The following is a 15,895-nucleotide window of genomic DNA, read 5'->3' as shown; positions in this document are numbered from 1 at the left end:
AAACAGGCGCCTTCCAGCAAAAAGGTTATCGAAGAATCATCCCTTCAATGACCGCCCTGCTGCAATTCGAGGCCGTGGCCCGGCTTAACAGTTTTACCCAGGCAGCCATTGAACTGGGGGTGACCCAGGCGGCCGTCAGCAAGCAGATCAAGGCCCTTGAAGAAAACCTCGGGGCGCTACTGTTCCATCGCTCGCACCGCAGCATCCGCCTGACCGAGGGGGGCGAAATCCTCTTCGCATGCATCTCCGAATCCCTGCAACGCGTGGCCAGTGCGTTCGACCAGATCACCCACATCAGTCACCACCAGGAGATCGTGCTGGGCTCCACGGCCCCCTTCTCACAGCTGCGCATCATGCCGCGCCTGAACGCCCTGGCCGACGCCCTGCCGCAGGTGCAGCTACGCCTGGCCACGCAGATGTTCACCGGCGATCTGCGCAAGCGCGATTACGACCTGGACGTGCGCTACGGCAACGGTCAGTGGGAGGATGGCGAAGCTATCTTGTTGTTTGAAGAAGAAATTTACCCGGTCTGTGCACCTACCTGGCTGGCCCGCCACACCCTGCCCGTCACCCTGGAGGCGCTTGCCGACGCCGGCCTGCTGGATGCCGATTCCACCTCCGAAGGCTGGGTCGACTGGCCAGGCTGGTTTCGCGAGCTGGGCCTGGCCCGCGCCGCCCCACGCTACAACCTGCGCTGCAGCCTGTACACCGATGCCATCAATGCAGCCCTGGCCGGGTACGGCATTGCCCTGGGCTGGGGGCGGCTGGTGGAGCACCTGGTGAGCAGCGGGGCGCTTGTGCGGCTGGAACCGTTCACGGTACGCACACGCGAGGCCTATTACATCGTGGTGCCGCACGGACGACCGGCACTGGCACATACCCGGGCAGTTGCGCAGTGGCTGCAAAGCCCGGCACCTTCGCCCGATAACCCGCTGCTGCATAACCACAGGTAATGGGAACTGGAAAATTAAGCGCATTGACGCTGTTCGGGGGCACTTTAATAATTCGCCGCACATGGCTTGGTTAATTAAAAATAAAAGTGCCTGAGGACAACAATGAGCAGCCCCATCAATAAGACCCATCGCGAACTTGTTGACGCACGCCAACCGGGCTTCGGCATGCCTGGCGAGTTGTACAGCCGCCCGGACATCTTCGATACCGATATGGATGTGTTCTTCAACAAACACTGGATTCAAGTGGCTGTAACGGCCGATGTCGACGAACCCGGTGATGTGTTTACCGTGGATATCGGCAAGGCTTCGGTGCTGATCCTGCGCGACGATGACGAACAGGTCCGCGCCTACCGCAATGTCTGCCGCCACCGCGGCGCCCGCCTGAAAGCCCCCGGCAAATCTACCGTCGGCATGCTGGTGTGCCCCTACCACCAGTGGACCTACGACCTCGACGGCAGCCTCAAGCACGCCAGCCACATGGGCCAGGGCTTCGACCCCAAGTGCCGCAGCCTGATCCCGGTGCACTGCAAGGTCATCGGCAGCCACGTGCTGGTGTGCCTCAGCGACAACCCGCCAGAAGACATCAACGACCTCGAAGAGGTCATGGGGCCGCGCTTCGCGCCGTTCGACCTGGCCAATACCCGCATCGCCCATGAGCTGGACTACATCGAGAACGGCAACTGGAAGCTGGTGATGGAAAACAACCGCGAGTGCTACCACTGCGCGGGCACACACCCAGAACTGATCGTCTCGTACCAGTCCGAAGACCTCGGCGTCAGCCTGGAAGAAATGAGCGACGAAGCCCGTGCCTCCTATGACGCCTACCAGGTGCGCAAGGCCGGCATCGAAACCGACTGGGCCAACGCCGGCCTGCTGTACGAAACCGTCGAGCACCTGCAGGACAGCTCACCCACCCAGTTTCGCACCCAGCGCATGATCATCGCTGGCAGCGGCGAGTCGCAAACCCTGGACACCAAGGTGGCCTGCAGCAAGCTGCTGGGCAACCTGACCCGCCGCGACCTCGGCGACACCCACCTGTGGGGCAACAACGCCTGGGCCCACGTGATGAGCGACCACGCCATGATCAGCTGGATCATCCCGCTGTCGCCGGAGCGCACCCTGGTGCGCACCAAATGGCTGGTGCACCGCGACGCCGTGGAAGGCGTGGACTACGACCTGCAGCGCCTGACCGAAGTGTGGGTGGCCACCACCCAGCAGGATGCCGCGCTGGTCGCCATCACCCACAGCGGCACCCAAGACCCCGCTTTCGTGCCGGGCCCCTACTCCACCTTCACCGAGCCGTACGTGGACCAGTTCGCTCGCTGGTACACCGCGCGCCTCGCCGCACACGGGGTTTGAAGGCCATGACCGCATTGCACAATATTGCCGGCCTGCGCGCCGACCAGCGCTTCACCCACAGCGACCACTGGGCAAGCCACGGTGCACAGTGGGCCAGCGGCGAAAGCCGACACATCGAATGCCTGAGCGTGGTGGACGAAACCCACGACGTGAAGACGTTCACCTTCCACAGCCCGGCCTACCACGCCCTTGCCTACGAGCCCGGGCAATTCCTGACCGTGTCACCGGTGATCGACGGGGCCAGCGTGTCGCGCTGCTACACCCTCTCCTCCACACCCACCCGGCCGTTTACCTTTTCGATCACGGTCAAGCGGGTGCCGGGCGGCACGGTGTCCAACTGGCTGCACGACAACCTGCGGCCGGGCCATGCCCTGGCCGCCTCCGGGCCCGCCGGCGTATTTACCCCGGTGGCCGGCCCGGCGCGCAAGCTGCTGTACCTGTCCGCAGGTTCGGGCGTCACCCCGCTGATGGCCATGACCCGTGCCGCCGCGGACCTGCACGCCGAGCTGGACATCGTCTTCGTGCACAGTGCCCGCACGCCAAAGGACATCATCTTCCGTGATGAACTGGCGCGCCTGGAACGTGGCATGCCGCAGATGCGCACCCTGTTCTTCTGCGAAAGCCTGGGTGACGAACCCGATTGGAAGGGCCCGCTCGGGCGCCTGTCGCTGGAAACGCTGCAACGCGAAATCCCCGACTTCAAGGACCGCGCAGTGTTCACCTGCGGCCCCAAGGGCTACATGGATGCCACCAAGGCGTTGCTGGCAGGTGCGGGTTTCGACCTGGCCCGGTATCACCAGGAGAGCTTCGACATCGCTGCCGAGGCCGAGCCTGAACCCGCCCCGCTTACTCCGGGCCAGGCCCAGGACACCTTCACGGTGCGCCTGGCCCGCTCGGGCAAGACCTTCACCATGCGCGCCGAACAGACCGTCCTGGCCGCCGCCAAGCAGGCCGGGGCCGTGGTCCCTTCGTCGTGCAGCCAAGGCGTTTGCGGTACCTGCAAGACCGCGCTGCTGGAGGGTAGCGTGGAGATGAAGCACAACGGCGGCATCCGCCAACGTGAAATCGACAAGGGCCTGCGGCTGCTGTGCTGCAGCCGCCCAACCTCTGACCTGGTGGTCGACCTCTGACAGACGACAAGGGCGCTTGAAGTTCAGGCGCCCTTTTTTCATCTGTATTCCCTTCAACCTGCAACGCCGCCAGGCGCGTGCGCGTGCACCCGCCTGCCAGAATAAAAAGGATATAGCCGATGCGTGCAAAAGAAGGCCTGTTCAAGGGCCTGAACCCTATCGTGACCGTTGGGTCGCTTTCCATCGTCGTGGCCTTCGTGGTGCTGTGCGCATCGTACGGCGACCAGGCCGCCGGTGTGTTCAAAGGCGCTTCCGACGCCATCCTCGACCACCTCAAGTGGTTCTACCTGGCGCTGGTCAGCGGCATCCTCGGGGTGCTGGTGTACATCGCCTTCAGCCGCTTCGGCACCTTGAAGCTCGGGCGTGCGGACGAAAAGCCGGAATTCAGCTTCGCCGCCTGGATCGCCATGCTGTTCAGCGCCGGCATGGGCGTGGGGCTGATCTTCTGGTCGGTGGCGGAGCCTGTGCTGCACTACGCCAGCAACCCGTTCACCCCCGGCCTCACCGACCAGGCCGCGTCCATGGCCATGCGTATCACCCTGCTGCACTGGGGCCTGCACCCCTGGGCGATCTTTACCGTGATCGGCCTGGGCCTGGCCTACTTCGCCTATCGTGAAGGGCTGCCCCTGGCGCTGCGCTCGATCCTTTACCCATTGATCGGCAACCGCATCTACGGGCCGATCGGGCATACCGTGGACATCATCGGTGGCGCGGTTACCGCCTTTGGCGTTTCCCAGTCGCTGGGTCTGGGCGTGGAGCAGATCAACATGGGCATGCACCAGGTGTTCGGCACCCCGGTCACCTTGTCGTTCAAGCTCAGCATCATCGCCGTGGTCACCGTGATCGCCTCGGTGTCACTGGTGGCCGGCGTGTCGCGCGGCATGAAGCGCCTGTCGACGTTGAACATGTGGATTTCCCTGGGGCTGATGCTGGTGGTGCTGGGGCTGGGCCCGACCAACTACATCATGAACCTGCTGTTCGAGTCGGCGGGTGACTACGCGCAGAACATCATCGGCATGAGCTTCTGGACCGACGCCCAGGCCGACAGCGCCTGGCAGAAGAGCTGGACCGCCTTCTACTGGCCATGGTGGATGACCTGGGGCCCGTTCGTGGGGTTGTTCATTGCGCGTATTTCCCGTGGCCGTACCATCCGCGAACTGGTGTTCGGTGCGCTGCTGGTACCCACGCTGGTGACGATCTTGTGGATGGCGGTGTTCGGCGGCACTGCGCTGAAGGATGAGCAGCAGGCGCGCCAGGCCTACCAGCAGTTGCCGGTTGCCGAACAGACCGCTGTCGGGCCGTTCCAGGGCGGGCCAGTGCTGGAGGCCACCCGCAAGGAAACCACCACGGCGATGTTCACCCTGCTCGACCGCCTGGACGGGCCAACCTTGGGTGCGGTGCTGAGCGTGATCATCTGTCTGTTGCTGGCCGTGCATTTCGTCACCGCTGCCGATGCGGGGACGCAGGTGTTGTGCATGCTCAACTCGCTGGGCAGCATCAACCCGCCGAACTGGATACGGGTGCTGTGGTGTGTGCTGGAAGGGGCAATTGCCGCCAGCCTGGTGATTGCCGGCGGGCTGCTGGCGATTCAGATGGCCAGCATCGTGGTCGGGTTGCCGATTGCGTTCTATATGCTGCTGACCGGGTATAGCCTGATGCGCAGCTTGTTTGCCAGTGAGGTCGTGATTTCCCAGGAGGTTCCGGTGAGCATGGCTGTCGAGCAAGCTCGCGCGAGTGGCGAAATGGCATAAATAGCCGGGGCCGCTACGCGGCCCTTTCGCGACACAAGGCCGCTCCTACAGGTTACGTACAATGCCCGAGCCCGCGCTGTACCTGTGTAGGAGCGGCCTTGCGTCGCGATGGGCTGCAAAGCAGCCCCAAAATCTCAAACCCACCCCTAATCCCCCAGTGAAACGGCAGAAAGCGCTACCCTAACCCTTTCTGCACAAGCCACTGCCGAGCCCTTCATGTTCGATTGGGAAGACCTCCGTCATTTCTCTGCCTTCACCTCGGCCGGTTCGCTGTCCGCCGCCGCCAAGGCCCTGGGCGTCGACCACGCCACCGTGGCCCGGCGCATCGCTTCGCTCGAAGCCTCGCTCAAGCTCAAGCTGGTCGACCGGCGCCCCCGCGCCTACGTGCTTACCGACGAAGGCCGACGCGTTGCCGAACTCGCCGAGCAGATGACCCTGTCCTCCTTCGCCCTGGAGCATTTCGCCAGCGCCGGCCAGCAGGCAGTAGAAGGCGAAGTGGTGCTGTCGGCACCACCGGCACTGCTCGGCAGCATCGTCGCCCGGCGCCTGGGCGAGCTGTACCAGCGCTACCCGCAGTTGCGCCTGAAGCTGGTGGGCAGCAAATCAAAGACATCCCTGGCCCGCCGCGAAGCCGACATCAGCATCGCCCTGGCCAGGCCCACAGAGCCGACCTTGGTGGTCAGCCTGCTGGGGCACCTGGACTACCGGCTGTACGCCTCGGCCAGCTACCTGGCCAGCGCGGCGGCCTGGCGCTACATCGGCTACGACGAGTCCCAGGCCAGCTCCCCGCAGCAGCAATGGCTGAACCGCCAGGCCGGCCAGCAACCCTTTGCGCTACACAGCAATGACCTGCGCATCCAGGCCCAGGCCTGTGCCGGCGGCATCGGAATCGCCTGCCTGCCCGCGTTCATGGCACACGAGCACGGCCTTGAAGAAGCCGGCAGCGCCGGGCAGACCATGAGCATCGAAATCTGGCTGGCAGTGCATGAGGACGTGCGCGCCACCCCACGGATCAAGGCGGTTACCGACTTCCTCCAGCAACAGGTGCGGCCACTGCTGCGCTTGTGAATTTTTGCGGATTAGACCTGCATCAATACGGAATTTTCGCGCAAGCCAGCCAGCGTTAGGCTAACGCCAACACTCACGCCCTTGAAGGAGACGACGATGCAATACGTAAAGCTGGGTAACACCGGGCTGGACATCTCCAGGCTGTGCCTGGGCTGCATGACCTTCGGCGAACCCGACGCCGGCACTCATCCCTGGACCTTGGGCGAAGACGCCAGCCGCCCCATCATTCGCCATGCCGTCGAGCAAGGCATCAACTTCTTCGACACCGCGAACAGCTATTCCGCCGGCACTTCGGAAATCATCCTCGGCAAACTGCTGAAGGAATTCACCCGCCGCGAAGAAACCGTGATCGCCACCAAGGTGTTTTTCCCGGCCAACATGTGGGAAGGTGCCAGCCGGCCCAATGAGCAAGGGTTGTCGCGCAAGGCGATCATGGCCAACATCGACGCCAGCCTCACCCGCCTGGGCACCGACTACGTCGACCTTTACCAGATCCACCGCTGGGACTACCACACCCCCATCGAGGAGACCATGGAAGCCCTGCACGACGTGGTCAAGGCCGGCAAGGCGCGTTACATCGGTGCATCGTCGATGTATGCCTGGCAGTTCGCCAAGGCGCAGCAGGTGGCGGCCAGCAACGGTTGGAGCCGTTTCGTGTCGATGCAGAACTACCTCAACCTGATCTACCGCGAGGAAGAACGCGAGATGATCCCGCTGTGCCTGGACCAGGGCGTCGGCCTGATGCCCTGGAGCCCGATGGCCCGCGGTCGCCTGACCCGCCCGCACGGCCAGCAGACCGCTCGCACCCGCAGCGATGTATCCGGCCAGTCGTTCTATGAAAAGACCGAGGTGGAAGACGGTCGGGTGATCGACGTGGTCGAGCAGATCGCCGGCGAACGGGGCGTGCCGATGGCCCAGGTGGCGTTGGCTTGGGTAGTGGGCAAAACCGGCGTTAGCGCCCCTATCGTCGGCGCCTCGAAGCCCGCGCATCTGGACGATGCACTGGGCGCGTTGTCACTGCAACTGAGCGAGGACGAGGTGGCACGCTTGCAGGCCCCTTACGTCCCCCACGCGGTGACCGGTTTCAAGTAACGCTGGCTTGCGGCAGCTCGATGCGCACCCGCAGCCCACCGCTGGCTGCGGCCTGCGCGGTGATGCTGCCGCCATGCAGGGTAATGGCGCGCTGGGCAATCGCCAGGCCCAGGCCAAAACCATCGTCGCTGCTGTCGGTACCCCGGTCGAACGGTTCGAAGATGCGCTTCAGCCGCGCCGGGTCTACGCCCGGGCCGTGGTCGCTGACACAGACCTGAAACCATTGCCCGCCCGGCGCCAGCGCGGCCTCCACCAACACCTCCGTGCCGGCTGCGGTGTAGCGCACGGCGTTGCGGATGATGTTCTCGAACGCCCGGTACAGCAGCTCTTCATGGCCATGGATGAGAAACGCGCCCTGGGCTTGCAAGGACACCTGGCACTGCTTCATGCCCGCCTCGAAACGGGCGTCTTCGACGATCTGTGCCAGCAGCTCTACTACATCGACACTGGCAAAGTCGCTGTCACCCTGTCGAGCCTGGGCGCGGGCCAGGGTCAGTAGCTGCTCGATCAGGTCGTCCATGCGCCGTGACTCGCGCTCTACCCGCTCCAGCATGTCGTGCCGGTCGGGCTGTTGACGCATCAGGCCGATGGCGGCATGCATGCGGGTCAGCGGTGAGCGCAGTTCGTGGGAAATATCGTGCAGCAGGTTCTGCTGCGCCTGCACCAGGGCCTTGAGCTGGCCGGCCATGCGGTCGCAGTCCTCGGCCAGCTCGACGATCTCGTCGCGGCGCTTGCCCAACCTGGGTTTCACGCGCACATCGAACCGGCCCTGGGCCACCTGGCCCATGGCTTCGCGCAGCCAGGCCAACGGGCGGGTCAGGTACAGGCTGCACAGGAAGGCAAACAGCGCACTCATCAGCGTGCCGGTAAACAGCGGGCCCATGCCGCGTGGGCGCGGCGGTTCGCCAAGCACCGTGGCCACCGAAGCACGCAGCACCAGCGGGCGGCCTTCGCTGTCGTTCAACGCCTGCTCGAAGCGCGCGACCGGCACCGCTTTACCTGCCAGCAATTGGCCTTGGCTGTCGTACAGGCCCACTTGCACGTCCGGCGGTTGCGGCGACACTTCAAGCAACTGCCGGCCCGCCTGCTCGCCGTAACGCTGCAGTACCTGCAATTCGGTGGCCAGCAGCGACCGCAGCGCCGGGGTATCGCCGCGCCAGTCATTGAGCATGAAGGCGCCCGCCCCCACCAGGAAGGTCAGGCAGTTGGCCAGCCAGAACGCCAGGAACAGCTTCCAGAACAGGCGCCGGCGCATCATTCGACAATCAGCATGTAGCCCATGCCACGCACGCTCTGGATCCAGCTGCTGCCGTCGGCACGCGGGCCGAGTTTTTGCCGGATGCTGCTGACGTGCACGTCGATGCGCCGGTCATAACGGGTCAGCGGCCGGCCCAAGGCATTGAGTGACAAGTCCTGCTTGCTGACCAGCTGGCCAGCCTGGCGGGCCAACGCTTCGAGCAGGCTGAACTCCGAGCCGGTCAGCTCCAGCGTGGCTTCGCCCCAGTGCGCCTCACGACGGCCCGGCCACATTTTCAATGCACCCGTGCGCACGTGTTCGGGCGCACTGGCCTCGCCCGTCGGTTGCGGCTGCACCCGGCGCAGTATCGCCCGCAGGCGTGCTACCAGTTCACCCGGGGAGCTGGGCTTGGGTACGTAGTCATCGGCCCCCAGCTCAAGGCCGGCAATACGGTCGATATTGTCGCCACGGGCGGTCAGCAGCAGCACCGGTACCTGGCTGCGCGCACGCACCCGCCGCAACACCTCGATGCCAGAAATACCCGGCAGCATCACGTCCAGCACCACCACGTGGTAGTTGCCGGACAACGCCTGGGTCTCGCCCTCTTCACCGGTATCCACCGCCGTGGCCTGGAAGCCTTCACGCGCCAGGTACAAAGAGAGCATTTCAGTCAGTTCGCGGTCGTCGTCGACCAGCAGCACAGGGATCATCGGGGCCAGACACCGCAATTGCAGGGGCTGTAATGATCGCCCCGCAGGCCGGCACTGTCACCGCCGGCCGGTCGGACTTTACACATCTTTACCCTCGGCTAACCGCGCCGTACACAGCCCGCCCGTATCCTCATCGCCCGCTGCTTGCGGGTTGCCCGCGCTTGCTCCCCTCCGAATCCGCTTGTCTGGAACCGCCGATGAACTACCCGCGCCTGTTGCTCTCCATCCTGTTGCTGAAAGCCTCGCTGGTTCAGGCCTCCCCCTTCAGGATCGCCGACATCCGCGTCAACGGCCTGCAGCGGGTTTCCGCCGGCAGTGTCTTCGGTGCCTTGCCGCTGAACGTCGGCGATCAGGCCGATGACCGCCGCCTGGTGGACTCGACCCGTTCGCTGTTCAAGACCGGGTTCTTCCAGGACATCCAGCTGAACCGCGATGGCAATGTGCTGATCATCAACGTGGTCGAGCGCCCGTCGGTGTCGAGCATCGAGATCGAAGGCAACAAGGCGATCAGCACCGAAGACCTGATGAAGGGCCTGAAACAATCGGGCCTGGCCGAAGGCGAGATCTTCCAGCGTGCCACCCTTGAAGGTGTGCGTAACGAGCTGCAGCGCCAGTACGTGGCCCAGGGCCGCTATTCGGCCGAGGTCGACGCCGAAGTGGTGCCGCAGCCGCGCAACCGTGTGGCCTTGAAGATCAAGATCAACGAAGGCACCGTCGCTGCCATCCAGCACATCAACATCGTTGGCAACAACGTGTTCGATGATGACACCCTGGGCCAGCTGTTCGAGCTGAAGACCACCAACTGGCTGTCGTTCTTCAAGAACGACGACAAGTATGCCCGCGAAAAACTGTCCGGTGACCTGGAGCGCCTGCGTTCCTACTACCTGGACCGCGGCTACATCAACATGGACATCGCCTCCACCCAGGTGTCCATCACGCCGGACAAGAAACACGTCTACATCACCGTCAACATCAACGAAGGCGAAAAGTACACCGTTCGCGACGTGAAGCTGTCCGGTGACCTGAAAGTGCCGGAAGACCAGGTCAAGTCGCTGCTGCTGGTGCAGCCGGGCCAGGTGTTCTCGCGCAAGGTGATGACCACCACCTCCGAGCTGATCACCCGTCGTCTGGGCAACGAAGGCTATACCTTCGCCAACGTCAACGGCGTGCCACAGCCAAACGACCAGGACCACACGGTCGACATCATGTTTGTGGTCGACCCGGGCAAGCGTGCCTACGTCAACCGCATCAACTACCGCGGTAACACCAAGACCGAAGACGAAGTGCTGCGTCGCGAAATGCGCCAGATGGAAGGCGGCTGGGCTTCGACCTACCTGATCGACCAGTCCAAGACCCGTCTGGAGCGCCTGGGCTTCTTCAAGGAAGTCAACGTCGAGACCCCGCAGGTAGCCGGCACTGACGACCAGGTCGACGTCAACTACAGCGTCGAAGAGCAAGCCTCCGGCTCGATCACCGCCAGCGTCGGTTTCGCCCAGAGCGCCGGCCTGATCCTCGGTGGTTCGATCAGCCAGAGCAACTTCCTCGGTACCGGTAACAAGGTGTCCGTCGGTCTGACCCGTTCGGAATACCAGACCAAGTACAACTTCGGTTTCGTAGACCCCTACTTCACTGCCCATGGCGTCAGCCTGGGCTACAACCTGTTCTACAACACCACCGACTACAGCGACTACTACGACGATGGCGTTTCGTACTATGCGATCAACAGCTACGGCGCCGGGGTCAGCTTTGGCTACCCGATCAACGAAACCTCGCGCCTGACCTACGGCCTGACCCTGCAGCACGACGACATTTCGCCGGGCACCTACAGTGCTGACGAGATCTACGATTTCATCTCCCGTGAGGGCAAGAGTTTCAACAACCTCAAGGCCTCGATCGGCTGGTCGGAATCCACTCTCAACAAGGGCGTGCTGGCCACACGAGGCCACTCCCAAAGCCTGACACTGATGGCCACCACCCCTGGCAGCGACCTGTCGTTCTACAAACTGGACTACAACGGCCAGGCCTTCCTGCCGGTGACCAACAACACCTCGCTGCGCCTGCACACCAGCCTGGGCTATGGCAACGGCTACGGGTCCACCGACGGCTTGCCATTCTATGAGAGCTACACGGCAGGGGGCCAGGGCTCGGTGCGCGGGTTCAAGGACGGCACCCTCGGCCCGCGCAATACCCCGGCCACCGGTACCTACGCCAGCGCGGGTCAGGCTTACTATTCCGACCGCGACACCGATGTGTTGGGGGGCAACATTCTGGTGACCGGCGGTGCCGAATACCTCTTCCCGTTGCCATTCGTGAAGGACCAGAGCCAGCTGCGCAGCTCGTTGTTCGTGGACGCCGGCAACGTGTATGCCGACACCTGCTACCTCTCGACCACCCAGGGCTGCGGCAGCGTCGACCTGGCCCAGATGGCCGTGTCGCTGGGGGTTGGCGTGACCTGGTACAGCCCGATGGGGCCACTGAGCTTCAGCCTGGCGGCGCCGTTGAAAAAGCCGGACAACGCTGAGACCCAGATCTTCCAGTTCTCGCTGGGGCAAACGTTCTGATTGTGAAGTTTCGCTCAGGTTGAAGCGATTCCCTGTAGGAGCAGCCTTGTGCTGCGAAGAGGCCAGAAATGCAGATGCTTTTCTATTGTCCTTACTGGCCTCTTCGCAGCACAAGGCTGCTCCTACAGGGACCGCACTTGCCTGCTTTGGGTATTACCCGCTTTTACCCCCGCTTAACCCAAGTTGACAGTCACCTTGCCTAAGCTGGCCAACACTCGAACCCGCCCAGCAGGACACACCCATGCCTCCCTTCACCCCTTGTTTCCCCACTACATTGCGGCACGATGAAGTACCGGTCGCACTGCTCGACCTGGTCCAGCAACGCCTGGCCAACCTGCTCGGTCCACGCTTCACCGTGGTACTGGGCGGCAGTGGCAATGGCGCCGGGGTCAGTCACTACCACCTGGCGATCCAGCACAACCAGAGTGGCGTTTCGCTTGAGGACTACGGCGATGTCGGCGACGGTTTCATCGAGCGCCTCCTGCGCATGGGCGCCCAGGTCAGGGACATGCTCGACTCAGCCACGTTCAAACGTATGGCCGGCGACGCCCCGGGCCGACCACTGGTATGGCTCAGCGAGCTGGCCAGCCCCGGGGAAAGCATTACAATGCGCGCCCCAATCTGAAATATGTTTTTCCCATGAAATCACTGCTTTACGCCATAACCTTAGTGTTTTCCTTCACCCTCCCTGCCTTGGCCAACCCGCCGGCGACGTTCACCGAAGCCAAGGTGGTGGCCAAGCAGAAGGTGTACCTGGACCAGGCCAACAGTGCCGTGGGCGACCTGTACTGCGGCTGCAAGTGGACCTGGGTGGGCAAGTCCGGCGGGCGCATCGATGCGGCTTCGTGCGGCTATCAGACGCGCAAGCAACAGAACCGCGCCGAGCGCACCGAGTGGGAACACATCGTGCCCGCCTACACCTTCGGCAACCAGCGCCAATGCTGGAAGAACGGCGGCCGCGAGCACTGCGTGGACAACGACCCGGTGTTCCGCGCCATGGAGGCCGACCTGTTCAACCTCTACCCGGCCGTGGGCGAGGTCAACGGCGACCGCAGCAACTTCAACTACGGCATGGTCGCTGGCAATGCCGGCGAGTATGGCCAGTGCACCACCAAGGTCGATTTCGTCCAGCGCGCCGCCGAACCGCGTGACGAAGTCAAAGGCCTGGTGGCCCGCACCACGTTCTACATGTTCGACCGTTACCAGCTGAGCATGTCGCGCCAGCAGCAACAGCTGCTGATGGCCTGGGACAAACAACACCCGGTGTCGGCCTGGGAGAAAGAGCGCGACCGGCGCATTGCCGCGATCATGGGGCATGCCAACCCGTTTGTAAGCGGGGAACGCAAGTGGACGGCCGACTACAAGCCGGTTGGCAGTGGCGTTGTGCAGGCAGTGCCCGCGAAAGCCACCAAGGCAGAGGCCAAGCCGACCCTGGCCGGTACCGCGTCAGTCGGGGCCGTGCTTGGCAACCGCAACAGCCACGTCTATCACCTGTCTGTTGGCTGCCCGGGCTACAACCAGGTTGCAGCAAAGAACCAGGTGAGCTTTGCAACCGAAGGTGAAGCGCAGGCAGCGGGCTATCGCAAGGCAGGTAACTGCCGTTAACCTTTTTCAAAGGCTGTACCGCCCCTGTGGGAGCGGGTTCACCCGCGAACACCGGCACAGCCGGTGCCATCCACCGTGTCGCCTGTTTCGCGGGTGAACCCGCTCCCACACTTTGGACGGGAGTCAGCCGTTGACCAGGTTCACCGGCCGCTCACCGGCCAGCGCGCTGAGCAGGTTGTCTACTGCGCAACGCGCCATGGCCTGGCGGGTTTCCTCGGTCGCCGAGCCGATATGCGGGGTTGCTACCACGTTATCGAGCTGCAACAGCGGCGAGTCTACTGATAGCGGCTCCTGCACAAACACATCCAGCCCCGCGCCACGTATGCGCCTGGCCCGCAACGCTTCGACCAGCGCCTGCTCATCCACCACGCGCCCGCGTGAGATGTTCACCAGGATCGCCTCAGGCTTCATCAACGCCAGTTCCCGTGCACCGATCAGGCCCTCGGTGCTGGCGCTCAGCGGCACGGTCAGGCAAACGAAATCCGCCTGTTGCAACAACTCATCCAGGCTGCACTGGCGTGCTGCATGGCGCGCCTCCACCTCGGGCTTGGCGCGCTGGCTGTGGTACAGCACACGCATGCCGAAGCCGGCTGCCGCGCGCCGGGCCAAGGCTTCGCCGATACGGCCCATGCCAACGATGCCCAAGGTCTTGCCATGCACATCACAGCCGAAATGCGCCGGCCCCAGGTTGGCCTGCCAATGGCCGTCACGCATCCAGTTCGCCAGCTCAACCACCCGCCTGGCGGTCGCCAGAATCAAGGCAAAGCCGGTGTCTGCCGTGGTTTCGGTGAGCACGTCCGGCGTGTTGGTCAGCATCACGCCACGCCGGCTGAGTTCGGCAATATCGTAGTTGTCCACGCCCACCGAAACGCTGGACACCACTTCCAGTTGCGGCGCCAGGTCGAGCAGGCTGGCATCCAGGCGCAGGCTGGCCCCCAGCAACCCATGCGCCCCCGGCAACGCATCGCGCAGGCGGGCCAGGCCGTCGGGCTGGGTGGTGTCCACCCAAGTCACCTCGACGCGCGCTTGCAGGCGTGCCATCAAGTCGTCGGACAGGCGTTTGTACAGGACGATTCGCTTTTTCATTTCAGGTTTCCTGAGGGTTCATGGCCAGCCGCGAGCTACGGTGCTTGGCCCGGCCTGACGTCTGGGATGTATTGAGTGCGGCGGTAAGTGCCACTGCGGTCAGCAGCGCGCCGCACATGAACAGGTAAGAGGCCCCTGGCCCGCCCGTAGCGCCATTCAGGTAGCCCACCAGCCACGAGCCGCCGAACGAGCCCAGCGCGCCCATGCTGTTGATCAGCGCCATGGCCCCGCCTGCGACGTTGGCCGGCAGGATCTCGGGCACGATCGCGAAGAACGGGCCATAGGGTGCGTACATGCAGGCGCCGGCAACCACCAGCAACGCGTACGACAGCCAGAAGTGCTCGGTGCCCAGGGCGTACGAGCCGTAGAACGCCACGGCGGCAATCAGCAGTGGCGGCCAGACGAAGCGCTTGCGCTTTTGCAGGCGGTCGGACGCCCAGGACACACCCACCATCGCCAGCACCGCCGCCAGGTAAGGCACCGAGGCCAGCCAGCCGGCCTGCACGATATCGACGTTCGCGGCCTGCTTGAGAATCGACGGCAGCCACAGCACGAAGCCATACACGCCAATGCTCCAGCAGAAGTACTGCAGCGCCAGGATGATCACCTGCGGCGAGCGGAACGCCTCGCGGTAATTCTTCATGGGCTTGATGCCCTGTTGCTCGGCGGCCAGTGCCTGCGCCAGGGCGGCCTTTTCCTGATCGCTCAGCCACTTCACCTGAGCCGGGCGATCATCGACCAGGCGCCACCAGAAGAACGCCCAGATCACGGCAGGCAGGCCTTCGATGATAAACATCCAGCGCCAGTCGTAATGCTTGATCAGGTACCCCGACACCACCGACATCCACAGGATGGTCACCGGGTTGCCGAGCATCAGGAAGGTATTGGCGCGCGAGCGCTCGGCACGGGTGAACCAATGGCACAGGTACACCAGCATGGCCGGCATCACTGCTGCCTCCACCACCCCGAGCAGGAAGCGGATACCGATCAGCATATAGACATTGCTGACCATGCCGGTGAGCGTGGCAAGGCCGCCCCAGAGGATCAGGCAGACGAAAATCAGCTTCTTAACGCTGCGCTTTTCGGCGTAGATGGCGCCGGGCACCTGAAAGAAGAAGTAACCGAGAAAGAACAGCGCACCCAACAGCGAAGACAGCGCGGGGGTGATGTGCAGGTCTTCGGCCATGCCGGAGGCGGCGGCGAAGCCGTAGTTGGCGCGGTCAAGGTACGCCAGGCTGTAGGTGACGAACACAATCGGGATGATGTACCACCAGCGGCGAGGTGCCAGGCTTTGGCTTTGCATGGTTTGGTTCTCCTGAGCTTGTTGTTTTTGTTGCAACAGG

13 protein-coding genes are annotated in these 15,895 nt (G+C 63.6%); 9 read left to right on the top strand and 4 right to left on the bottom strand.

Annotated elements, in window-relative coordinates:
- Positions 1 to 47: 47 nt before the first annotated feature.
- The 6 genes from ABOC32_RS17495 (at position 48) to ABOC32_RS17470 (ending at position 7,353) form a co-directional block, all read left to right on the top strand.
- Positions 48 to 953 (top strand): LysR substrate-binding domain-containing protein, encoded by a 906-nt coding sequence (locus ABOC32_RS17495; RefSeq protein WP_426808151.1) that lies wholly within the window; start codon positions 48 to 50, stop codon positions 951 to 953.
- 102 nt (positions 954 to 1,055) lie between these two features.
- Positions 1,056 to 2,312, top strand: coding sequence for an aromatic ring-hydroxylating oxygenase subunit alpha (locus ABOC32_RS17490; RefSeq protein ID WP_426808150.1), 1,257 nt, complete (start codon positions 1,056 to 1,058; stop codon positions 2,310 to 2,312).
- A 5-nt stretch (positions 2,313 to 2,317) separates the two neighbouring features.
- Complete coding sequence (locus ABOC32_RS17485) at positions 2,318 to 3,442, top strand: FAD-binding oxidoreductase (RefSeq protein WP_426808149.1); 1,125 nt, start codon at positions 2,318 to 2,320, stop codon at positions 3,440 to 3,442.
- Between the two features lie 119 nt (positions 3,443 to 3,561).
- Positions 3,562 to 5,193 (top strand): BCCT family transporter, encoded by a 1,632-nt coding sequence (locus ABOC32_RS17480; protein WP_426808148.1) that lies wholly within the window; start codon positions 3,562 to 3,564, stop codon positions 5,191 to 5,193.
- Positions 5,194 to 5,409: 216 nt separating this feature from the next.
- Entirely contained in the window at positions 5,410 to 6,261 is an 852-nt protein-coding gene (locus ABOC32_RS17475) for a LysR family transcriptional regulator (protein WP_426808147.1), read from the top strand.
- Positions 6,262 to 6,357: 96 nt separating this feature from the next.
- Entirely contained in the window at positions 6,358 to 7,353 is a 996-nt protein-coding gene (locus ABOC32_RS17470; protein ID WP_426808146.1) for an aldo/keto reductase, read from the top strand.
- Here the strand turns inward: ABOC32_RS17470 and ABOC32_RS17465 are convergent.
- Positions 7,346 to 8,611 (bottom strand): HAMP domain-containing sensor histidine kinase, encoded by a 1,266-nt coding sequence (locus ABOC32_RS17465; RefSeq protein WP_426808145.1) that lies wholly within the window; start codon positions 8,609 to 8,611, stop codon positions 7,346 to 7,348. The genes ABOC32_RS17470 and ABOC32_RS17465 overlap by 8 nt on opposite strands.
- Positions 8,608 to 9,300: a response regulator gene (locus ABOC32_RS17460; protein WP_426808144.1), complete on the bottom strand. Its 693-nt coding sequence runs from the start codon at positions 9,298 to 9,300 to the stop codon at positions 8,608 to 8,610. The genes ABOC32_RS17465 and ABOC32_RS17460 overlap by 4 nt, the downstream gene beginning before the upstream one ends.
- A gap of 197 nt (positions 9,301 to 9,497) precedes the next feature.
- Here ABOC32_RS17460 and bamA point away from each other — a divergent pair, with 197 nt between their 5' ends.
- The 3 genes from bamA to ABOC32_RS17445 all read left to right on the top strand — a co-directional run bounded on the left by bamA (position 9,498) and on the right by ABOC32_RS17445 (position 13,466).
- Positions 9,498 to 11,861, top strand: a complete 2,364-nt coding sequence (gene bamA / locus ABOC32_RS17455) for an outer membrane protein assembly factor BamA (protein WP_426808143.1) — start codon at positions 9,498 to 9,500, stop codon at positions 11,859 to 11,861.
- Between the two features lie 241 nt (positions 11,862 to 12,102).
- Complete coding sequence (locus tag ABOC32_RS17450; protein WP_426808142.1) at positions 12,103 to 12,486, top strand: hypothetical protein; 384 nt, start codon at positions 12,103 to 12,105, stop codon at positions 12,484 to 12,486.
- Between the two features lie 14 nt (positions 12,487 to 12,500).
- Entirely contained in the window at positions 12,501 to 13,466 is a 966-nt protein-coding gene (locus tag ABOC32_RS17445; protein ID WP_426808141.1) for an endonuclease, read from the top strand.
- Between the two features lie 123 nt (positions 13,467 to 13,589).
- On the opposite strand, the gene ABOC32_RS17440 is transcribed toward ABOC32_RS17445, so the two are convergent.
- The gene (locus ABOC32_RS17440; protein WP_426808140.1) at positions 13,590 to 14,552 is read right to left on the bottom strand and encodes a 2-hydroxyacid dehydrogenase; all 963 of its coding nucleotides are present in this window, start codon (positions 14,550 to 14,552) and stop codon (positions 13,590 to 13,592) included.
- 1 nt (position 14,553) lies between these two features.
- Positions 14,554 to 15,855, bottom strand: a complete 1,302-nt coding sequence (locus ABOC32_RS17435) for an MFS transporter (RefSeq protein ID WP_426808139.1) — start codon at positions 15,853 to 15,855, stop codon at positions 14,554 to 14,556.
- Positions 15,856 to 15,895 lie beyond the last annotated feature (40 nt).

The sequence above is a fragment of the Pseudomonas sp. WOUb67 genome (assembly GCF_050058005.1).
Classification (GTDB): domain Bacteria; phylum Pseudomonadota; class Gammaproteobacteria; order Pseudomonadales; family Pseudomonadaceae; genus Aquipseudomonas; species Aquipseudomonas putida_R.
Note: the sequence above shows the minus strand (reverse complement) of the source record. Positions and strands in the feature narration are given on the sequence as shown.